The organism is Gardnerella sp. C0684A1 (assembly GCF_055326835.1).
Window position 1 is genome coordinate 110,146 of the sequence record NZ_JBLTSX010000003.1, and the last position, 22,990, is coordinate 133,135.

At 38.5% G+C, this 22,990-nt stretch carries 15 protein-coding genes, 5 tRNA genes, 1 CRISPR repeat array and 1 riboswitch; all 20 genes read left to right on the forward strand.

Annotated features, from left to right (window positions below):
• Nucleotides 1-75 precede the first annotated feature (75 nt).
• Nucleotides 76-1,164, forward strand: coding sequence for a type I-E CRISPR-associated protein Cas7/Cse4/CasC (cas7e, locus tag ACNEUN_RS03790; RefSeq protein ID WP_463630944.1), 1,089 nt, complete (start codon nucleotides 76-78; stop codon nucleotides 1,162-1,164).
• Nucleotides 1,165-1,222: 58 nt separating this feature from the next.
• A complete protein-coding gene (cas5e, locus tag ACNEUN_RS03795) occupies nucleotides 1,223-2,098 on the forward strand; it encodes a type I-E CRISPR-associated protein Cas5/CasD (RefSeq protein WP_463630945.1) in 876 nt (291 codons plus the stop codon).
• On the forward strand, nucleotides 2,099-2,746 hold the full coding sequence (gene cas6e, locus ACNEUN_RS03800; RefSeq protein WP_463630947.1) for a type I-E CRISPR-associated protein Cas6/Cse3/CasE: 648 nt from the start codon (nucleotides 2,099-2,101) through the stop codon (nucleotides 2,744-2,746).
• Nucleotides 2,747-2,781: 35 nt separating this feature from the next.
• Nucleotides 2,782-3,723 (forward strand): type I-E CRISPR-associated endonuclease Cas1e, encoded by a 942-nt coding sequence (gene cas1e / locus ACNEUN_RS03805; RefSeq protein WP_463630948.1) that lies wholly within the window; start codon nucleotides 2,782-2,784, stop codon nucleotides 3,721-3,723.
• A gap of 1 nt (nucleotide 3,724) precedes the next feature.
• Nucleotides 3,725-4,807, forward strand: coding sequence for a type I-E CRISPR-associated endoribonuclease Cas2e (gene cas2e, locus ACNEUN_RS03810; RefSeq protein WP_463630950.1), 1,083 nt, complete (start codon nucleotides 3,725-3,727; stop codon nucleotides 4,805-4,807).
• A gap of 102 nt (nucleotides 4,808-4,909) precedes the next feature.
• A CRISPR array of direct repeats spans nucleotides 4,910-5,730; the repeat unit is 28 nt; unit sequence GTCTTTCCCGCATACGCGGGGGTGATCC.
• A gap of 517 nt (nucleotides 5,731-6,247) precedes the next feature.
• Complete coding sequence (locus tag ACNEUN_RS03815; RefSeq protein WP_463631090.1) at nucleotides 6,248-6,544, forward strand: hypothetical protein; 297 nt, start codon at nucleotides 6,248-6,250, stop codon at nucleotides 6,542-6,544.
• 379 nt (nucleotides 6,545-6,923) lie between these two features.
• Nucleotides 6,924-6,996 (forward strand) — tRNA-Gly (locus ACNEUN_RS03820).
• A 28-nt stretch (nucleotides 6,997-7,024) separates the two neighbouring features.
• Nucleotides 7,025-7,095 (forward strand) — tRNA-Cys (locus ACNEUN_RS03825).
• Nucleotides 7,096-7,125: 30 nt separating this feature from the next.
• Nucleotides 7,126-7,197, forward strand: a tRNA-Val gene (locus ACNEUN_RS03830).
• Nucleotides 7,198-7,237: 40 nt separating this feature from the next.
• Nucleotides 7,238-7,310 (forward strand) — tRNA-Val (locus ACNEUN_RS03835).
• A gap of 232 nt (nucleotides 7,311-7,542) precedes the next feature.
• A riboswitch (TPP riboswitch) is annotated at nucleotides 7,543-7,632 on the forward strand.
• 172 nt (nucleotides 7,633-7,804) lie between these two features.
• A complete protein-coding gene (locus ACNEUN_RS03840) occupies nucleotides 7,805-9,046 on the forward strand; it encodes a hydantoinase/carbamoylase family amidase (RefSeq protein ID WP_427876915.1) in 1,242 nt (413 codons plus the stop codon).
• Nucleotides 9,047-9,357: 311 nt separating this feature from the next.
• On the forward strand, nucleotides 9,358-10,842 hold the full coding sequence (allW, locus tag ACNEUN_RS03845) for an allantoin permease (protein ID WP_427876914.1): 1,485 nt from the start codon (nucleotides 9,358-9,360) through the stop codon (nucleotides 10,840-10,842).
• Nucleotide 10,843: 1 nt separating this feature from the next.
• On the forward strand, nucleotides 10,844-12,220 hold the full coding sequence (gene allB / locus ACNEUN_RS03850) for an allantoinase AllB (RefSeq protein ID WP_427876912.1): 1,377 nt from the start codon (nucleotides 10,844-10,846) through the stop codon (nucleotides 12,218-12,220).
• 61 nt (nucleotides 12,221-12,281) lie between these two features.
• A complete protein-coding gene (gene thiS, locus ACNEUN_RS03855) occupies nucleotides 12,282-12,479 on the forward strand; it encodes a sulfur carrier protein ThiS (RefSeq protein ID WP_004106666.1) in 198 nt (65 codons plus the stop codon).
• Nucleotides 12,480-13,103, forward strand: a complete 624-nt coding sequence (gene thiF / locus ACNEUN_RS03860) for a sulfur carrier protein ThiS adenylyltransferase ThiF (protein WP_463630951.1) — start codon at nucleotides 12,480-12,482, stop codon at nucleotides 13,101-13,103.
• The gene (locus ACNEUN_RS03865; RefSeq protein WP_427876907.1) at nucleotides 13,093-13,860 is read left to right on the forward strand and encodes a thiazole synthase; all 768 of its coding nucleotides are present in this window, start codon (nucleotides 13,093-13,095) and stop codon (nucleotides 13,858-13,860) included. The genes thiF and ACNEUN_RS03865 overlap by 11 nt, the downstream gene beginning before the upstream one ends.
• A 316-nt stretch (nucleotides 13,861-14,176) precedes the next feature.
• Nucleotides 14,177-15,982, forward strand: coding sequence for a zinc ribbon domain-containing protein (locus tag ACNEUN_RS03870; protein WP_463630954.1), 1,806 nt, complete (start codon nucleotides 14,177-14,179; stop codon nucleotides 15,980-15,982).
• 210 nt (nucleotides 15,983-16,192) lie between these two features.
• Nucleotides 16,193-16,268: transfer RNA gene (locus ACNEUN_RS03875), tRNA-Gly, on the forward strand.
• Nucleotides 16,269-16,468: 200 nt separating this feature from the next.
• Nucleotides 16,469-19,912, forward strand: coding sequence for a tetratricopeptide repeat protein (locus ACNEUN_RS03880; protein WP_463630956.1), 3,444 nt, complete (start codon nucleotides 16,469-16,471; stop codon nucleotides 19,910-19,912).
• A 331-nt stretch (nucleotides 19,913-20,243) separates the two neighbouring features.
• Entirely contained in the window at nucleotides 20,244-22,988 is a 2,745-nt protein-coding gene (gene ligA, locus ACNEUN_RS03885; protein WP_463631092.1) for an NAD-dependent DNA ligase LigA, read from the forward strand.
• Nucleotides 22,989-22,990: the final 2 nt, after the last annotated feature.

Consider the following 22,990-nt stretch of genomic DNA (forward strand, 5'->3'; position numbering starts at 1 on the left):
TTTTAGTAACATCGCATATTTTTAAAATTACATATTTCAAAAACAACGTTATTAAACATTTAGAAAGGTATAACCATGAACGCTCATTTATTCTTAGATATTCAAGCAATCCAAACTGTTCCACCATGCAATATTAATCGCGATGATGCAGGCAGTCCAAAAACTGCTCAATATGGCGGTGTAACTAGAACCAGAATAAGTTCTCAATGCTGGAAGCACTCAATGCGTGAATACTTCAAAGAGCACAGCGGAGACTCTAATGTTGGAATACGAAGCAAAAATATTGTTAAATACGTTGCCGATAAAATCATTACGTTAAAACCAGAATTATCTGAACAAGAAGCATTAGATTTAGCAGATAAAACGTTAAATACTGCTGGCGTTAAAACTAAAACCGATAAGGGAGAAACAGTTCCTACAGCAAAAGCTTTATTCTTCTTAGGAGAGACTCAAGCAAATTCTCTAGCTCAAGCAGCAATCAATAATGTTACTGACAAGAAGCAACTGCAAGAAATCTTGAAAGATAATCCACCGATTGATATTGCGTTATTCGGTCGCATGCTTGCAGACGACCCATCGCTTAATGAGGACGCTTCTTCACAAGTTGCTCACGCAATTTCCACTCACGCTGTTCGTGCTGAATTTGATTACTATACTGCTGTTGATGACTTATCTACTGAGGATAATGCTGGAGCTGGAATGCTTGGAACAATAGAATTTAATTCTTCAACGCTTTATCGTTATGCAAATGTTGCAGTACATGAATTTAGCCATCAGTTGAGTGATAACAAAGAATCTACAATTAATGCTCTTAGACTTTTTATTGAAGCTTTCGCTAACGCAATGCCTACTGGAAAAGCAAATACTTTTGCTAACCAAACTTTGCCGCAAATGCTGGTGGTAACTTTAAGAGATGACAGGCCAGTGAACTTAGTTAGTGCATTTGAAGATCCAGTAAAATCTAAAGACGGATATGTATCAAAGTCTATAGATAAGCTATCTCAAGAATACGAGAAAGTTCAAAAATTCGTCCATAAGCCACTTGCATCATTCTATGTAACAATGGATTCTTCAAATGAGAATCTTAAATTAGGAGTGGAAGAACAAAGTATGCAGCAATTATTGGATGATTTTTCTTCTAAAGTCCCCGAATTTCTTCAGTAAATTCCTTAATAAATAACACTTATTAGTTGATATTTAGTGTTTAACAGTTAGGAATCTTATGAAAAGTTTATTACTGAAGTTTTCTGGACCGTTGCAATCATGGGGTACAGATTCTCATTTTGAGACTCGTCACACAGACTACTATCCATCTAAAAGTGCGGTAGTAGGTATGATTGCTGCAGCTTTTGGATACAGAAGAAGTGCAGATTGTGGTGAGGAGATTGCAAAGCTTAATGATTTGGATTTTGCAGTACGAATAGATCAGCAAGGTAATTTGCTTAGAGATTATCATATTGCTGCAAAATATAAGCCTAATGGTGATTTTGAAAAAAATTACGTTACAAATCGTTACTATCTAGAAGATGCAATATTCCTAGTTGCAATAGGATCCGACAATGAGCAACTTATTTACAGTATTAACGATGCGTTGCACTCGCCGTATTTTCAATCTAGTTTAGGTAGAAGATCGCTGCCTCCTACAGCTGATTTTATTCTAGGCGTAGAAGATTGCGGAGTAATTCAGGCTCTATTAACACATGAGTGGCTTGCAAACAAGTGGTCTAAAAAAAGATTTAATACTTCTAGACTATCTGAAGCATCAGAGTCTTCTAATGAATCATGCAATGAAGTATTTATATCCTTATACGCTGATTCTGATTTAGTAGATAAAGCTGCAGCAGAATTAGTTAAAGACGATACTAGTGCTTATAAAATTCAGGAATCAGTTCGTAGATTGCGCAAGGATTTTGTTAATTCTTTCTCTAACAAGGAAAGAAAATTCGGATTCCGTTACGAGTCAAAAATGGAAATACCTATTAAGAGAATTCTCCACAATAATTCGGATTCGGAAGGTATTTCATCAGATAGTAAGCATGTTAAATCTACTGGAGATTTTATTGCTGAGCATGATGCTTTTTCTGGATTGGAGTCTTAAATGTCTTATTTAAGCAGAGTTGAAATTGATTATAAAAAGCCCTCATCATTGAGAGATCTTAAATCTGTCGGAGCTTTCCACAATTGGGTTGAGCAAAGTTTTCCCGACGAATGGGAGAATCATGAAAGAAGCCGAAAACTATGGAGAGTTGATGTTCTGCATGGAAAATATTACTTGCTTATTGTAAGTGATTCTGAACCAGATTTGCAACGTCTAGAGATGTATGGTGTTTCCGGAACAGCGTCAAGTAAAACTTATGATAAGTTTTTAGGATCACTGATGAATGGCATGAGAATGCAATTTCGTGTGACACTTAACCCTGTTGTCTCTATTTCTGATACTTCTGAAACTCGCACTACTAGAGGTAGGGTAGTACCACATATTACTTATGATCAGCAGATGAATTTTTTGCTTAATCGCGCACAAAAATTAGGTTTTTCGTTGAACGAAAATGAATTCGCTATTGTTGAACGCGGATATAGCTTATTTACAAAGTCAGAAAAACCTATTCGATTAAGTAAAGCTGTTTATCAAGGTATTTTAACAATTAGTGATGCAGACATCATGCGTAAAACACTGTTAGAAGGAATTGGCAAAAAGAAAGCGTATGGCTTTGGAATGATGACAGTAATTCCTTTAAACAATTAAATGAATTACGCTATTTTATTAAAGGCTGTAACAGTATGAAAAAGAAATTCGGTGCCAAAAAAGCTGAAATACCAGAGCTTCCACGTATAAGCGACAGAGTGAGTTTTATATATGTAGAGCATGCGAAAATTAATCGTCTTGATAGTGCTGTTACAGTCTTTGATGCAAATGGAACTATAAGAGTTCCTGCTGCAATGATTGGCGTTTTACTTTTAGGTCCTGGCACTGAGATTACTCACAGAGCTACGGAATTACTTGGAGATGTTGGCGCAAGCATAGTTTGGGTTGGCGAGCATGGTGTTCGCAATTACGCTCATGGTAGAGCATTGTCAAGAAGCTCAAGATTATTGGAAAAACAAGCAAAACTTGTTACTAATAGTAGATCAAGATTGAACGTTGCGAGAAAAATGTATCAAATGCGTTTCCCTAATGAAAATATATCGTCATACACTATGCAACAATTAAGAGGTAGAGAAGGAGCTCGCGTAAGAAGCATATATAGGGAGATGTCTAATAAATACAATGTCCAATGGAATGGTCGCGATTATAAAGTCGATGATTTTGAAAGTGGCACTGTTGTCAATCAAGCATTATCTGTAGGCAATGTATGCCTTTACGGTTTAGTACATAGCATAATATCTGCTTTAGGTTTAGCACCTGGATTAGGTTTCGTACATACTGGACATGATCTTTCTCTTGTATACGATATTGCAGACTTATATAAAGCTGAATTAACCATTCCTGCATCTTTTGAAATTGCTGCTCAGTGTGAATCCGACGATGACATTGAACAGTTAATGCGTTTGAAGATGCGCGACTGCTTCGCAAATTGCAACATAATGTCACGTATTGTTGATGATATACAAGATATTCTTGAAATTCCTGTTGATGAGCAAATTACAGTAGATGTAATACATCTTTGGGATGATAAAGAACGTTTGGTAGCTTCTGGTGTAAATTACAGTGAGGTAAATTGAGATGCCGTTAACTGTGATTACAATGACGAACTGTCCACTATCTTTAAGAGGTGATTTAACTAAGTGGATGCAAGAAATAGCATCAGGAGTTTACGTCGGCAATTTTAATAGTCGAGTTCGAGAAGAATTATGGAAGCGCATAGAAGATAGTGTTGGCAACGGTGCTGTAACAATGAGCTTTTCTTCACAAAATGAAATTGGCTACGATTTTAAGACTATCCATTCGCATCGTGAAGTGGTTTATTCAGATGGATTACCTCTGGTACGTATTCCAACAGTTGATACATTAGAAAACGATATTAAACATGGATTTAGCGATGCAGCACATTTTCATAATGCAAAGAAATTTTCAAATATAAGTCATAAAAATATTAATAATACTCCTTCTAGCACAATTGAAAATAATCTTGCTAATGAAAATATTAGTTATCTAAGTTATGATAATGCTTCTCAAACTGCAAAATTTACTACGGATAATGAAGAGATAACTTGTACCGATTACTGGAAGGATTTTATAGGTAAAATAGATAAAAATTTTGTTGTAATAGATTGCGAAACTACAGGTTTAAATAGCAAAATTGATAAAATTATCGAAATTGGAGCCGTTAAGTTCATTGATGGGAAAATTGAAGAATTCCAGAAATTAATAAATATTAATTGCGATAGCGTTAGTAATTTTAACAAAAATAATTTTATTCCTAATGAAATTATTGAGCTAACTGGTATTACATCCGGCATGCTTGAATCTTATGGTGTCAGATTAGATTTAGCATTAAAAGAATTTATTGATTTTGTCGAAAAATTACCTGTACTTGGATATAACGTACAATTTGATATGTCATTTTTAAATTCTGCTTTATCTTCATTAGATAAAAGATTTGATCATTCTCTTTCAATTAACAAAATTTTTGATATTTCTCGTTTTGTAAAGAAAGAAAAGAAATTTTTAAAAAACTACCAATTAAAAACAGTGCTGCACGAATACAACATTGCTGAATCTGTTCCACATAGAGCTCTTCTGGATGCTAGACTAACAGCGCATCTTGTTTTTAATTTGACAGAATTGTTAAAATTTCTTGCATAATAGTAGAATTGAAAGTGATGCGCAATAATGATAGCTTTGAAAAGTAAATAATTTTTGCTGTTTAATCTTGGAAAAATAGCTATTTTATTGGGATTTTTAAGTGTCTTTCCCGCATACGCGGGGGTGATCCCACGCATAAAGAGTTCGTAACTTTTCTCATACCGTCTTTCCCGCATACGCGGGGGTGATCCTCTTCTCCCACGCGCCCTACTCATTAGAGCCACGTCTTTCCCGCATACGCGGGGGTGATCCTAAAAATGGTACTAATGATTCAAGCTCAGGATTGTCTTTCCCGCATACGCGGGGGTGATCCTACTACAGCGGCATCAATGAGCTAGCCCCCTATGTCTTTCCCGCATACGCGGGGGTGATCCTGACATTCACTTTATGCGTGCTTTATGCAAAAAGTCTTTCCCGCATACGCGGGGGTGATCCCCAAGAGTCACTTTAGTATCATCAACGGAATCTGTCTTTCCCGCATACGCGGGGGTGATCCCTAACGCGCTTCGTAAACGTTTCACTCTTGTTAGTCTTTCCCGCATACGCGGGGGTGATCCCATCAAGGTAACATCTTGCATCCTGATAGCGTAGTCTTTCCCGCATACGCGGGGGTGATCCCTTAACTGTTTTATCCGGAACCTTACTAGCTTTGTCTTTCCCGCATACGCGGGGGTGATCCTTATGGCAATACCGTGCAGGAAATTTTGCCTAAGTCTTTCCCGCATACGCGGGGGTGATCCTTTTTCTCGTATCGTTTGTATTTATATTTCGCCGTCTTTCCCGCATACGCGGGGGTGATCCTATTGCAGGTGGTATCAGTGCGCTTGTGAATGGGTCTTTCCCGCATACGCGGGGGTGATCCCCAATGATCTATGCGCGATACGTACCCTACGGCGTCTTTCCCGCATACGCGGGGGTGATCCCTCTTTAATTGCCTCTGTGTGATCGCGTAATTCGTCTTTCCCGCATACGCAGGGCGAGACAACCTGCTTGAGCGCAGCACAATGCGCGCGAAAGCACCTTGGAACGCCGAGCTTGCTCAAAGTTGAAAGCACAGTGTGCTTTCAACGCAAGCGAGGACTGACTTCGTCAAAAAACGAAGTCAGCAACACCAAATAGTCTTTCCCGCATACGCGGGGGTGATCCTACGCAGTGGTAATCCTTGAAGCGCAATAAGTAAATAAAGAGTCCCGAACAGACCAAGTGTCCGGGACTCACTATCCACTATACTGCAGACTCATTATGAAATTGGATACAATATTATCAGCCATACTCTCACTCGTTATTATCGCTGGAATATTGTGTCATTTTTCACCTTGGCTCACATGCTTTCCCGCATACGCTGATGCTATCCTGGAAATGCGTTTATCAAAAAGAAAAAGCTTAGCGTGTTGTTACTGCGTATAATTATATAAAAGATAAGAGAGGAGTGAGAAGCTGATTAACATGCAGAAAATTTATTATGACATGGCTGAGAAACTCCGTCCTTATGCCGAGCCATACATGGATAAACTTTGCAAAGAAGCTGCTAGTAATGCTACATGCGCAGGAGAGCCTTATGAAGCGTTAGCAGATTACTTAAGCTTTGCATGGGAACACCAAAATACTCCTCGCAAACTTATTATTGAAGCATACAATCTTATCGACGATGACTATCTTGATTCATATAACGAAATGGTAGATAAACTAGGGATTCCACGTCGTCAACATTCTGCAGATTACGACGCAGATGAATAAATCTTATATTAAAAAACACTTAAAATGAAGATTGCGAAGCTTGTGAACATTCTAGAGCATAAGCCAAGATCTAAACACTGTTAAAAACTCAGCTAACGAACTGAGAAAGTAACGCTAATAAGCACAACACCGTTAAAAACTCAGCTAACCAACTGAGAAAGTAACGCTAATAAGCACAACACCGTTAAAAACTCAGCTAACCAACTGAGAAAGTAACACTTGCGCTCGCAAATGCTCCAATCCATACTCATAACAAACAACCAACGCGCGCAAGCGGCACCAAACGACACGCCAAATAGGCGAGGGCTTGCATTTGAGAATATTTAGGGTATAGTAGTTACTCGTGCTTCGGCGCTGACATTGTTAGCAAGAATGCATCGCGGACATAGCTTAGTTGGTAAAGCGCAACCTTGCCAAGGTTGAGACCGCGGGTTCGAGTCCCGTTGTCCGCTCTAGGTCCGATGAGTTATTCGACCTTACGGTGGGTTAGCCAAGCGGTTAGGCAGCGGCCTGCAAAGCCGTATAGATGAGTTCGACTCTCGTACCCACCTCGATTAAGCGGGTTAGCTTAATACACAACCGGGCGGTTGGCGCAGTGGTAGCGCACTTCCCTGACACGGAAGGGGTCACAAGTTCGAACCTTGTATCGCCCACTCGAAAGGATTGCCTTTCACGCATAATTAAAAAAATTTTGGGTGATTGGCGCAGCGGCTAGCGCACTTCCTTCACACGGAAGGGGTCATAGGTTCGATTCCTATATCACCCACAATATGTTCGCAGTGTAGAAGCACTGCGTTTTTTGTTATCTGGCTATTATTTATTCCATGTTGTCTACTGTTAGTCTTTAACTTGCAGATTGAAAATTTGGAAACATTGCAATCATATAATAGCAAAATAAGTAATATCTCATATAAATTAGTTATTTCTTCACAAAAACACACATAATAATGTTCATTTTGCGTTCATTTAATATCGTGCTATACTCAGCATCGTACAAGTGAAAATTGCAGGGGTACTGGAAACAGTTGAGAAACACCCTTTGAACCTGTTTTGTTAAGACATGCGTAGGGAGCAATTACAGTAAGTGATTTCTTTCTATCACGATTTTCGTGATATCTTGCGTTGCCACAAAGTAGTAGCAATTACACGAGTATCAACTAAACAATTAAAGAAAAACTAATTAAAGAAAAACTAAAAACATCCTCTCTACATAACCTTTAGGGAGGGAAACTTGTACAACACAAGGAGAAAGACTGCAAAATGATTGATAGCAGCATAAATGCTGAAACTATAGAATCAGCCATAAGCTGGCTTGCAGGATTCACAGAAAAACCAGGCGAACAAGGAGTTACACGTCCTCTTTACACAAAATCCTGGAAACAGGCTCTTTTTGCTCTTCGCCAACGCTTCGAAAAACTCGGCATGACTGTTGAATTCGATTCGATTGGAAATCTAATCGCAACTGTCGAAGGAAGTGAAAAACCAGAAAGCGTAATAGCTTGCGGTTCTCACATTGACACTGTTTCAAGAGGAGGTCGTTTCGACGGCCAACTTGGAATAGTTGCAGCTTATTTGGCAGTTAAAAATTTGCTTACTAGATACGGAAAACCGAAAAAGAGTTTACGCATTATCTGCTTAGCGGAAGAGGAAGGCTCACGTTTCCCATACGTATTCTGGGGTTCAAAGAATTTCTTCGGACTAGCTAAAAAAGAGGATGTAGAAAATATTTGCGACAGCAACGGTGTTCCTTTCGAAACAGCAATGCGTGAAGCTGGGTTCAATTATCAAACAACTCAACCTAAGTTTGCAAATCTTGAAGCTTGGATTGAGTTACACATTGAGCAGGGACCAACGCTTTACAGTAATCATGAAGATTTAGGCATTATTACTAGCATCGCCGGTCAACATCGTTGGGATATCCATCTTAAAGGCGTACAAAATCACGCTGGTACAACCATGATGTCTTACAGGCACGATGCTGTAGATTGCATGTCTCATATAATCACAAAGAATCTTGATAAAGCCAAGCAAGCAGGAGACCCACTGGTACTTACTTTCGGTAGAATCAGCGTAGTTCCAAATCAAGTAAATATTGTTCCTGGAGAAGTTACTTTTTCAATGAACTGCCGTCACACAGACAAAGCTTTTCTTGATAAATTCTTGCAGGAACTCGACGAAGATATTCACAAAACTGCCGACGCTTACGGGATTACAGCGAAGATTGACAAATGGATGTCTGATGATCCTACACCTCTTAGCGATGACATTATAAATCTCTTGAAAGATCAGGCTGATCAGCAAGGTTACGCCTACAGAGTTATGCATTCAGGCGCTGGACAAGATACTCAGATTTTTGCTCCGTTTGTAAAGTCTGGAATGATTTTTGTTCCTTCAAAAGATGGTATTAGCCACGCTCCTGAAGAATACACAGATCCTCAAGATGCGGTTCATGGAGTAAAGCTTTTACGAGACGCTTTGCATAGTTTAGCTTATGAAAACTAAATAAAAAGAACTAACTAAGAACTAACTAAAAACTAAAAATAGAAATTTAGGAAGGACACCAAAAGGCATATATTATGCAAACTTCACTGCTTAATTAATCGCAGCGAAGAAAAGTGAATATCGAATGAGAGTACAACACTTATTCACGAATAAGAGGCTGATACGAAGGGGCGCACCACCACGGGTACGACATCCTTTCGTATCTTTTTTTATTTTTGGACAAAATTGTTATCTTTCTTTCGAAAAACCACGAAACGAAACAAAACCACGAAATCTAATTACAAAACAGCAGAACACATAAGGAGGTGTTGATGAAGAACAGCATACTGTTAAAAGACGAATCAGTGAGTATAGAGCAGCTAAAGCGTTATCGCGAGCGCGGCTACACTAACGAAGATTTACTGCCGAAGCCGCAAGAAAAACGCACAATGAGCGCTCTTAATTTTTGCACTTTGTGGATGCAGTCTGTACACAATATTCCTAATTATGCTGCAGTTGGTGCGTTCCTTTTAATGGGATACTCTCCGATTTACGTAATGATTGGTATCATGCTTGGCGCAATTCTTACAGCAATCGTTATGGTTGCTAACGGTGTTGTAGGTTCCAAATATGGAATACCGTTTTCTATGCATTTGCGTGCAACATACGGAAAAGCAGGCGCTCAACTACCAGGATTCCTTAGGGGAGTAGTCGCCGCAATCTGCTGGTATGGTATTCAAACATATATTGGTGCTAAAGCTTTAGAGATTCTAGTTGGCAAAATTTGCCCTGAGTTTCTTACGTTTGGAAATAAAATACCATTTGTAGGTGCGCACATACCTATTATTATTTCCTTCACAATATTCTGGTTGCTTAATTTGGCAATTGGCTTAGGTGGAGGAAAAACTCTTAATAAGCTAACTGTAGTATTAAGCCCGCTTATTTACGTTGTTTTTGGTTGCATGAGCGTATGGGCTATTAGTTGTGCTGGCGGATTATCTGCAATCATGCAATATCATGCTGCTGTTCAAGCTCCAACTAATTACGGTCTTGGCCTTTTCATGATGATGGTTGTAAATTCTGTGCTAGGCGTGTGGGCTGCCCCTGCCGTTTCTATTGCTGATTTTACGCAAAACGCAAAGTCAACTATGGCTCAGCTAAAAGGTCAAATTGCTAGCTTCTTGCTTAGTTACGCACTTTTTGCTTTTACAAGCGTAGTTATTTTAGTGGGCGGATCGCTTTTTTACCATGAAACCATTACAGACGTGCTTGTTATCATAAACAAGTGGGATAATCTTCCCGCAATTGCAATAGCTACTGGGTTGCTTCTACTCACTACAGTTTGTACAAATGCTACTGGAAATATTGTTCCTGCAGCATACCAGCTAACTGCTTTAGCTCCGCGATTTGTAAATTATAAGCGTGGCGTAATTATTGCAGCTCTTGTAAGCACTGTGTTAATGCCGTGGAAGTTTATGGCTAATATTACTGGCTTCTTGAATCTTATTGGTATGCTTTTAGGTCCTATTGCAGGTGTTCTACTTGCTGACTATTACGTGGTAAAACGTAGAAATATTGATATTGATCAAATTTACTACAGTACAAACAGCTCGTCGAAATCTGCTTATTCTGGAACTAACTGGATATCTTATACTGCTACGATACTTGGGCTTTTATTTGCTCTTTCCGGGCAGATAATTCCGCCACTTTCACCGCTTACTCAAATCTCATGGATTGTGGGATGCGCTGTAGGCTTCGTGTGTCAAATATTACTATCAAAAGTTTTTCAGCCAACAATGGCTAAAGAAAGGAAATAATATGAACTACGATGTAGTAATTACAAATGGTTTGGTTGTATTCGATAATGAAGCAACTAAAGCTGATATAGCAATTAAAGATGGCAAGTTTGCTGCTTTCGGAAGCAACTTTGCAGCAGAGAAAACTATTGACGCAACTGGTTTAATAGTTGTTCCTGGAAAAGTTGATTCTCATGTCCATATTAACGCTCCAGGCGGCGGAGTTCGCGACGATTGGGAAGGTTTCGTAACCGCAACTTCTGCCGGCGCAAAAGGCGGTATTACAACAATGCTGCAAATGCCTTGCAATCAGATTCCTGCAACTACTGATGGAAAATCGTTTGAAGCAGTGCTTGAAGAAGCCGACGGAAAGCTCAAGGTTGATGTTGGTCAAACTGGTGGCTTGGAGCCACAAAATCTAAACGGTGGAATATGCGAGCAAGATAAGCAGGGTGTTGTTAACTACAAAGCATTCCTCGGCACTACTGGCGACAAGGATTTGCAAGTTGATTTGTACAATTGCGATGACTACTCCTTGTACACAGGTATGCAGCAGATTGCTAAAACAGGCAAAATTTTGATTATGCATTGCGAAAACGCTCCTATTACAGATCAGCTTGGAAAGAAAGCTCATCAAATGGGAGCTAGAAAACTTTCTGAGTTTGTAGCAACCAGACCTGTTTTCACTGAAGTTGAAGCTATTGAACGCGCTTGCCTTTTTGCTAAAGAAACTGGATGCAGAATTCATATTGTTCATGTGTCTTCCCCAGAAGGCGCTCAAGCTGTTGCTAATGCTCGTAAGAATGGCGTTGACGTAAGCTGCGAAACTTGCAACCATTACCTGTATTTCGACACTTCTGAGCTTGACGAGATTGGAAATATTGCTAAGTGCACTCCGCCAATTCGTGACAAGGAAAACCAGAATGGCCTGTGGGAAAAGGTTTTCGACGGCTCTATTAACTTCATTGTTTCCGACCATTCTCCAGCTCCTTTGAGTTTGAAGCAAACTGATGATGCTTTCACAGCTTGGGGTGGTATTGGTAGTGTTCAAAATGATGTTGATGTGTTCTTTGATGAGGCTGTGCAAAAGCGCGGAATGTCGTTAACTCAGTTTGTGGCATTGAATTCTAGCAATTCTGCAAAACGCTTTGATTTGAAAGGAAAAGGCAGCATACGTTTGGGTTATGACGCAGACTTGGCATTCATTAAACCAAATGCTCCTTATGTTCTTAAAGCTGAAGATCTTGAGTATCGAAACAAGTTCAGCCCGTACGTTGGTCGCACTATTGGCTGCCAGGTGGTAAGAACTTTGCTTCGCGGTGAAGAAATTTACAGCCAAGAAAATGGCGTTTGCAAAGACTTCAAGGGCAAGTTTATTCTTCATCCAGCTAAGGATTAGGTAGAATCTTTAAACGTAATATTTAAAACTTAAAGCATATATCTGCAGAAAGGAGGTAAGTGTGCTGAAACTTAATCACGATACTGTGGATTATGTTGAGAACGAGAATTTACTTGAACTACTTAAGCGCGAAGGTTACGACAGTACTTTTGTTGCAATAGAAGTTGATGGTGAATTAGTAAAACGCAAAGATTTTGAAACTTTCATAGTTAAAGATAACGCAAAAATTGAAGTATTTAGCATTATGGGAGGAGGATGAATGGAAAGTGACGATATTCGCGCAAAAGTTCTTAAGCGTCAGCTAAAGGAAGATAATGATTTGTTTGCTCAACAATCAGTTTCAATACTTGGCTGTGGCGGTTTAGGATCAAATATTGCGTTAATGCTTGCGCGAGCCGGCGTAAAAAAGTTGTTCATTTACGATTTTGACAGTATAGAGTATTCGAATTTAAACCGTCAAAATTATACGATTAACGAAATTGGACAACACAAAGTATCTGCTACTAAAGCGCGGCTTAATGAAACTTTGCCGTACGTTGAAGTAGAAGCTTTTGTGCAGAAAGTTACGCCGGAATCGTTAGACGAGATTGCTGAACGCTCCGACTTGTTTATTGAAGCATTCGACAATCGAGAATCGAAAGCAATGGTTCTTGACTATTTCATGAATCATCCTAACAAATATGTTATTACTGCTTCTGGCTTATCTGGACTTGGAGATATTAGGAACGTCAAAATTAAGCATATTTCAAACGTGTGCTTAGTGGGTGATTTTAAGTCTTCTCCTGAAGACGGCTTGTATTTGCCTTATGTTTCGATTATTGCGAGTTTAGAAGCGTTAGAAGCGCTGAAATGGATAAAAAATGGAGGAAATTATGGAGAATGAAGATTATTTAGAATTGGGTGGTAAGAAGTTTACTTCTCGATACATTTTAGGTTCTGGAAAATATTCTGAGGAACTTATTGACGCAGCAGTAAACAGCGCTAAAGCTGAAATGATTACTGTAGCAATTCGCTATAGTGAGAAAGCTGCAGGAATTTTAAAGCATATTCCAGAAGGCGTTACTATTTTGCCTAATACTAGCGGCTGCGTAACTGTAGAGGAAGCAGTAAACACTGCTCATATTGCTCGCGAAATGGGTTGCGGTAACTTTATTAAGTTGGAGATTATTCCAGATCGCAAGTATTTGCTTCCAAACAATGAAGCCACTTTGCAGGCAACAAAGATTTTGGCTGACGAAGGTTTTACTGTTCTTCCTTACATGTATCCTGACCTTTATTTTGCTAAGGCAATGCGCGATGCTGGAGCTGCTGCAATTATGCCTCTTGGCTCTTTGATTGGCTCTAACAAGGGTCTTGAAACTAAGAAGTTTATTCAGCTTATTATTGATGAGATCGATCTTCCTGTTATTGTCGATGCTGGTATTGGTGTTCCAAGCCAGGCTGCTGAAGCAATGGAAATGGGCGCTGCTGCAGTAATGGCAAATACTGGCGTTGCTACTGCAAAAGATATCGTGCTTATGGCTAAAGCATTCAAGCTTGGCATTGAAGCAGGTCGCGCAGCTTATCTTGCAGGCCCAGGTCGAGTACTTGAAAAAGGTGCAACACCATCTTCTCCAAAGCGCGATGATGAAAATAAATAGAATAATAACTTTTTGAAATACCTAAATAATACTAAGTAATTTAAATAGTTATTTTTACGAAAGCCTCGCATTATTTGTAACATATTTTGCGGGGCTTTCGTTATAAACATAATTATTTACTATTTTTAGAAAATTTTTGATTTATACAATTTACTAATATTTTTTAATACCAACTGAAAAAATCAGCAATATTCTCAAATTTGCTTTTATATTTTATGTATATTTTGTATTCTTTTAGCAAAACAAAAGTAACTATTACTTTGTATAGCGTATTCTTATAAGAGATGTGATTGACTCAAGCAAAGGAGAGAAGCATATGGTGTACTGCAATTTATGCGGAACTGATAATGCCGATAATATGAATTTCTGTCACGCATGCGGTGCTGCATTAACAAAATACTCATACCAGCAAAATAATCAAGTAGATACTTGGAGTACAGCGCCTTTGGTAAGTCACACATCTTCAAGTTATAATACGCCATTAAGAAATGGCAATTATTCCTCCTACCAGCAGCCTATGCAGCCTATGCAGCCTGCACCATACGGACAACAGCCTGCACCATACGGACAGCCTACACAATATGGCCAGCCGCAATACCAGCAGCCTATGCAGCAAACTTACCAGCCAGCTCAGCCTACTGAATACACTCAGCCAAAACATGCTCAACCAATAAATCCAACTCCTGCAGAAACTGCAGCAGCAAAAAATGAAGAGCCTGTATACGAATCAAATAATCCAACAGAACAACAGAATACGGAAAACACTGCAAACACCGACGATAACAATTCTGCACAATTAAATACAGAAACTGTAAATCAAACTACAAATTTTGAAGCATCTAACGAGGCAGAAAATAAAAATACTGAATCTGCTAAAGAAATTAACCAAAACGAGAATAGCGAAACAGTTAATTCAGCTATACAAAATAATTTAGCGAATCAACCTGTCAGCAATCAAACTTACCAAAATCCACAACAAGAAGCAGCTGCAAGCAACCCTGTAGCATACTACGAAAATATGCAGCCAGCTACTACAGCACAATCCTATGCGCAAAATCAAGCGTACGAAGCGCCATATAATTCATATGACCAACCGCAGTACAATGTTGCGCCTGTACAAGAGTATGATCCAAATGCTCAAGCATATCAGAACTATTCTCAAGATGCTCAGCAGCAGTACTACCCAGAAAATCAGCAATATTACGACACGAATGCGAATCCAAATCAAGAATATGCTTATACGCCTGAAGACTATGCAAATCAGCAGGAGTATGCACTTAACAATAAGAAGCGCAAGACTAAGCGAAACATAATCATAACAGTAGTAGTTTTGCTAATTCTTATTGCTGGATCCGTTGGAGCATATTTTGCATTAAGCAATTTTGTATATTCTCCTAAAGCTGTAGTCACTAATTATTTGAATTTGCTAGCTCAAGGAAAATATACGGAAGCAACGAACAAATATAACGAAACACAAGCTGATAAATATAAGCTCACGGGAATTGTTACAGACGAATTTGCAAAAGATGCAAAGTCACATATGTACAATCCTCAAGTTCTGTCCGTAAAACCTTATGATTGTGTTGTTGGAACATACTATGAATATAAATATGCTAAATATCTTCCAGGAAAATTCGCGAACAAAAAAACTACTTGTTACAATGCTGATGTAAGTTACTATGTTGGTGGAAATCTTATTAAAAAGAAAATAGTAGTAAGACCTAACGGTACGCAAATGTTTATGTTCACTAAGTATCAGGTATCTCCAAGAAGCATGACAAGATTATTGCGAATAAGAGTTCCTGAAAATTCTAAAGTTATAAAAGTGAATAATAATAATCTTGATCTTTCTACTTCCAGCTTCAGCTCTTCCAATAACGAATACGATGTTCTTGCTTATCCTGGAATTTATAACATAGTTGCGCAAAATAAAGATGGTGAAGAGCAAAGTTTCACAGTAGATACAGAAAAAAGAGTATCAATATATGGTTATTCCGTAGATACTGCAGGAGACGACGATGATACTGATTCAGACACTGATGTAGATGACAGTGATGACGACACTAGTAGCGACGACGACAGTAGCAGTAGTGACGACGACACTAATAGTGACGACAACTAAAATAAAATCACTTAGGTTTTGCTAGTAATCATAGTGAAACCTAATAAATCATGGTGAAGCCGGCAGTAATATGTCGGCTTCATTGTTTTTTAAAGCACAATCAACACACCGCAGAAACCCAAATATAGCAAAGAATTTAACCATGTAAAATGCAAAAACATATTAAAATTTGCATTCGCAATAAAAAGCAAGTAGAATACTTTATGTTCTGCGGACATAGCTTAGTTGGTAAAGCGCAACCTTGCCAAGGTTGAGACCGCGGGTTCGAGTCCCGTTGTCCGCTCCATTTTTCTCAATATTCGAAGTCGTCATATTCTCGTATTAGCAATCTGTTGATGAAATAATTTTGATAAATAACGCCTCACATTTTATAACATGCATAATTTCTTATATACTAAAATAATGTGATTAAACGCCACATTATGTGCGCTAAAAATATAAAACAAAAACTCACATGCCACAAAGCAAAGTGAAAGAATGGGGATTATGACTAACAACATGCAAACTACTGAAAATTCAGAATCTCAGGAAGATAGTATGTTGCAACTACAAGAATCTCTTAACTCGTTGTGGTCAGAAGGCAATTCAATAGACATTTCGTCGCGCGCTAAAAAGTGCGTTATTAAAGATTTTCCACAAACAAATATCAACAATCAATTAGGCTGGGTTCAGCTTAGCAAGAAAAAAGAATACACGTCAATTGGATTATTTAAAGAAGACGGAAGAAAATTCCTTCAACTAGCGGTAGCAGATTCAGAAGGGCGAATATTTCTCGGCAGCAAACTTAGCTACGAAGATATTCAAGACATGAGACCGCAACTTTCTTTTGTAGAAAAAAATAATTCTTCACTGAAAGATTTACACCGTTTTTATGGAAAACAATATAAAAAAACAAAAATTACTCTAAAATGTGCATTTTCGGAAGCGTTTGACGAAACATACATCAAACATACAGACTATGAGATGGATAATATCGTAGAATCCTATTTAAATGGCAACGCAACCGTAGAAGATTTTCTCGCTTCTTTAGAAAGCAGTAAGTCTAAAAGCGCGTTAAAATCAGAACAACGCTCTAAAACTTTTGCTGGAAAAATAAACTACTTTTCTAAAACTTTTTCAAAAATTAGAAAAGAAAACGTATTTTGCGTATCAAATGGAGACTTAGTTTTACAACTTTCAGAAGATGACGGTTTAATTAAAATCGGATCATGGATGGCACATGGGTTCGGATCTAAAAAAACTTATACGCTTGAAGAGTTACGAACTAAGCTTCCAGAAAACTTGCGATGCAATCTTACATACAGAAAAGCAATAACAATAGCATTCTTTGCAGCATTATTCATTCCAGACATGCACAAGTCTTTAACCGGATTTGGCTACAGCAATGTACTTCGCAGACTAGAACACGAAGCACCTTTAGGAGCAATACGAAGAAGCGTAGAAGACATAAAAATAGCAAAAAAAGAGAATCTAAGAGTTTCAGGTTTAGAAGAATATTTCGAAAAATTAATGCGCTCAACCGGAGCTTTAGAAACAGAGCGCAGCCTGGAAGCAGTGCATGGTGCAGAACGCCTACACATGCAAAAATCTCAGCAAACAGAAGCAAACTACTTACTTTGGGATGACGCATTGGAACCAAATGCTGCACTCAAAGTACTTAAAATAGAAGGCGCTATTAACCGTTTATATTCAATTTATGATTGTCTGCAAATTAACTCCATTGCAGGAGGAAAAACTTGCGAAAATACTATAAAAGAAGAGCAGGCATCACAAATCGACATGGCAATGATTAAAGATGTTGCTTTTGCAGCGAGCGGTTCAATAGGTATGCAATTTTTCGGCAATCCTTTGATGGACGACAAAATAAGACCTATTTTGCATATGTGGAGAAGAGCAAAGCAGGTAAAAAATAACGATAAGTATTTCAATAAGATAGATAACGACAGTGAATGGTCTTATAGACAGCGTCTTTCTAATCTTATTAGAAGCGTATACTTGCCGTTCCGTTTTGACGCGGAATTTCGATCTAATTTAGAAGATGGCAACGTGGCAATAAACCTTACCACAGCTGGCGCTGCACTTATGCCATCTGTAGCTTACGTTAATGAGGATAAATCTTGGAAAGATCTAAACGACGACGATAAAGAAAAACTAGCTACAAACTACAATCTTCAAGTTGGAATGATAATGTCTACTCTAGCTTTTGGAGCAAGCAGCAAAGTAAAAAATGTTTCTATACGCTTAGATTCAATAGGCTTAGAAGAGATGGTTACAGCACAAAACAATGCTATGAACAATCTTGTGAATCGTACTCTTAATGCGCTTAACGTTATGAATAGTGACGCTGCAAATAATGATTCATCTAAATCAAAAGGAGAGCCAAAAGACGGTGATGTACATGGAGACCCGTCTAAATTGCAAGAAATACAGCAGATTAATCTTAGTAACGCAAACAAGACGAACAATAATGTCATATCAATACATGCGAGCGCAAGTAGCCAAGAATTAAACTCAGAAACAGGCACAAACGCAAATTCTAGCGAAAATCAACTGTCCGAAAACAGCATGGATAAGTCTAAAGAAGAAAATCCATTTGCAGCTTTTACTACAGCACCATCCATACGAGCTCTAACTACAGTTACGTTTAGCAGAGACAGATTTATAAAAATTATTCACCAAAACGGATTAAATAATCCTATAAAAACATACGAAAAATTTAATGCCAAATTAAACATTGATTCTCATGGAAAATTAAATACCATCGAACCAGATTTTGATGTTCACAGTAGCCGTTTTTCTCCTCATGGATCACAAGAAGAACCTGAATTTTCTGACAAAATTTTTACAGCAGATCAGGAAAGCATACTGGGAACGCAATACGCACAAGGGCTTTCTATACAGCGTGAAGATCTTCTGCAACAAGCTGTTGCCGACTTCCATCATATTGCTTCAGAACTTATGCCAACAACTGCACAAAAAGCTCACGAAGCTATGAGTATTATTGAAAGTATTGACGATCCTGAACTTAACGCTCAAGCGGATTCAATAACACGAGCGCTAATTGACGAAACAGATTTACCTAATCTTTCATTTACTGCAGCAAAGCGTATAAGAGATATTCGTACAAAAGCTCACGAACAGTTTATGAATGGGGATCTTAGCGAGGCTTTAAAAGAGTACGAAAGTTCTGTAGCACAATTCGATACTATGTTTACTAATAGTGAAGCTGTACCAAGATATTTTAATTCCTACGCTGAAAGAGTAATTTATAATCATCTATTTGCAACTAAAGAAGAACGAACAAGACTTATTCCTGACGGTCTTTTCTACGCGCATATGGAACTTGCTGATCTACTTTCGCAATTAAACCAACATGACGAAGCTTTACGCCATTTAAATATTATGGTTTCGTACGCTCCTACTTACGCTCTTTCTCATTTGAGATTAGCTGATATACTTGCGCAAAAAGAAGATTGGCCATCTGTTATTGCAGCTTGCATTAACGCTTTGAATGTGTCTCTCGATAGGGATGACGCTGCTTTTGCTTACTATAAGCTCGCTTATGCGGAATGGATGCAGAATAATTTCCTCATTGCTGCATCTTCGTATAGAATGGCACAATACTTAGCTCCAGGAAAGATTGAGCCACTAGAAATGGAACTTGATGAGCTTCTTTCTAGAATGAGATCGCAGTGCAAGCTAATACCGAGCAATATACATGAAGCACAAATGGCTCTTCTTTCTGAAGACATACCAGCTTGGCCTGATATTGAAGCAGAAGAGATTATTGATAAAGCAGCAAAATTAACTGTGAACGATGGAATGTTTGTTATAGCAAGAACTTTATGTGTTGCAAATATTCGAATGACTTCTAGAGAAGATATAAGTAGCACAGTACAAACACAGTTCTTAAGATCTTTGAACGCTTAAGAAATAAAGCAAGCAGTTTTAAAATTTATTAGCTTAATACTCAATACATCATTGAATAGTTTTTACTGTGCTTATAGAGTCTTATTAGATACTGTTTATAGGCGTTAGTAAAACGTAGCTGAAGGGAATATTCATGAGTGAAAATAGTATTCGCGAAGAGTCAACAGGGAGCGAACAGTTATCGCTTTTTGACGATTTTGACGAGCAAACTATATCTCATGAAGCGCAAAAAAACGAAACTAATAGCATGAGTACAGTTAAAACAGATACTGTTACTCAGTCTGATAGCAAAACTGACAGTAAAAATAGCAAAACTGATAGCAAAACCTACATGCATGAAGCGAATGAGTGGAACTCAACAATAGACACTGAAAAGTGGATTGCAAACTTGAAGCCTACAGACTCTGATGCTTTAGCTCTTTCAAGTCTACAGCCAGCAATTTTAACCACACAGCAAGCTGCAAAACTTTGGGCAAAATTGGCTGCATGGGTGCAATCTGATCAGATTGCATACTACGTTGAAGATGCTCCTACGAGTTCAGACGCGGCATACGATGCACGCATGCGAATGTTAAATGCTCTTGAATCAACATTCCCAACTTTAGATACTCCTCAATCTCCAACACATCGCGTGGGCGGAACTTTTTCAAATGATTTTGCTTCTGTAAAACACCCATCTCGAATGATGAGCTTGGATGACGTTTTTTCAATTGAAGAATTGCATGACTGGTATGATGGGGTAATTCGAGATCTTAACTGGCCTGAATCTAAACCTCTTCCAATGACTTGCGAAGTAAAGATTGACGGCCTTGCGTTGAATTTGATTTATCGAAACGGCACACTTGAGCAGGGACTTACTCGAGGAGATGGCGTAACAGGTGAAGATATTTCACTTAACGTTAGGACTATAGAAGCTATACCTACGCAACTACATGCTGAAAATGTAGATGACATTCCAGAATTTGTAGAAATACGCGGCGAAGTATTTATGACATGGAATGATTTCAGAAAATTAAATGATGAGCAGGAAGATGCTGGAAAAGCACCTTTTGCAAATCCTCGAAATGCAGCAGCAGGCTCTTTACGTCAAAAAGATCCTCGTATTACAGCAACTCGCAGATTAAGTTTCTTTGCACACGGACTAGGCGAGTTACGTTGGAACCCTTCATCTAGTCACGAAAATAGTGAAACATCTTTTAATCAGTCGGACGCGTACAAGTTATATAAACAGTGGGGTATTCCTGTTTCTCCATACACCAGAAAAGTTACGAATTTTTCTGAAATTGAGGAAATGATTAACTACTACGGAGATAATAGAGCAAATGTTTTACACGCTTTAGACGGTATTGTAGTTAAAGTTGATGATCGCGCTTTGCAACGTCGACTTGGTGCAACTTCCCGCGCCCCACGTTGGGCAATAGCGTATAAGTACCCACCAGAAGAAGTAAATACTGTTCTTAAAGATATTGTTGTACAAGTTGGTAGGACTGGAAGAGTAACTCCAGTAGCAGTTCTTGAACCCGTAACTGTAGCAGGTTCCACTATATCTCGCACAACTCTTCATAATGCTTACGAAGTTGAACACAAAGGTGTTCTAATTGGAGACACTGTTGTAGTTCGCAAAGCTGGAGACGTAATTCCAGAACTAGTAGGACCTGTTTTAAAAGCTAGAGAAGGACGCGAAAATGAGCTTCGCAAATTTGTTATGCCACAATATTGTCCTTCTTGCGGAACTAAATTAGCTCCAGATAAACAGGGAGATAAAGATATTCGCTGTCCAAACGTAGAAAGCTGCCCAGCACAGCTTACAGAGAGAATAATTAACTTAGCTTCCAGGAATGCTTTTGATATTGAAAATCTTGGCGATAACGCTGCTTTAGCTCTTACGAATCCTGAAGATTCTAGGCCAAACACTGTGGAAGTTTACTGCCCAAATATGGATAAAATCGTAATAAAACGTGGTTCTTCTCAGCAAACTTATACGCCAGATCCAAATTTAGTATTACCTGAACCGCAAAATCCTGTACTTAGTAGCGAAGCAGAAATTTTCAACATAACCGCAGATGATTTGCGCAAAGTAATGGTTTGGAAAGAAATTCCTCTAGTTGAGGAATGGCAAGAAGTAAGCAAAGATGGAAAACTGAAAAAACGCACGCGCAAAATTGGCGGATCTGGTCTTTGGAGAAAAGTTTCAGCTTTTTGGACTCGCACTTTAGAAGCAAAATTTGTAGATAATAGTGTTGAAAATTCTTCAGAGGAAAAAGACAAAAATATAGCTGATAACGAATCCCAATGGAACCCACAATATCCTCAATTTGAGGTTCCAAATGATGCGTTTGTAAATGGTTTTACGATTAAACGTATCAAAAAAGGAAATGATCTTGTAACTGTAAAAGTGCCAACTTACACAAGACCTTCAGAAACAACACGCAGTATGCTTGAAGAAATAGCTCAGAAAGGCAAAAAAGCCACATTGTGGCGTGTGCTAGTAGCGCTTTCTATTCGTAGACTAGGTCCTCCAACTGCGCGCGTTATAGCGGCAAATTTTGGATCTTTAGATAATATTGCTAAAGCTTCTGTTAAAGAGCTTACAAGCATAGACGGCGTAGGCCCTGAAATTGCACAAGCCGTGTACGACTGGTTTAAGCAAGCACAAATTGCAGAAAACTGGAGATCTGAAATCTTATACGCTTGGAAAAAAGCTGGGGTAGTAGGTCAAGTTGAAACTTCAACTCTTTCACAAACTTTAACCGGAAAAACTGTTGTTGTTACAGGATCGTTGCAAGGTTTTACTAGAGATACAGCTAAAGAAGCTATTGTTTCTAGAGGAGGAAAAGCCTCAAATTCTGTAAGCAAAAACACTTATTGCGTAATACTTGGCGAAAACTCTGGATCCAAAGCAACTAAAGCACAAGAGCTTGGAATTCCTATGTTAAATGAGAACCAATTTAATATTTTACTTGAAACAGGCAGTTTAGAAGAAGCATTGAAAGCGGAAACAACACTCGACGAATCTTTTGACACTTCGCTTGACAATGTAAATACAAATACAAGCGAGAACGAAATGGAATCTTAATA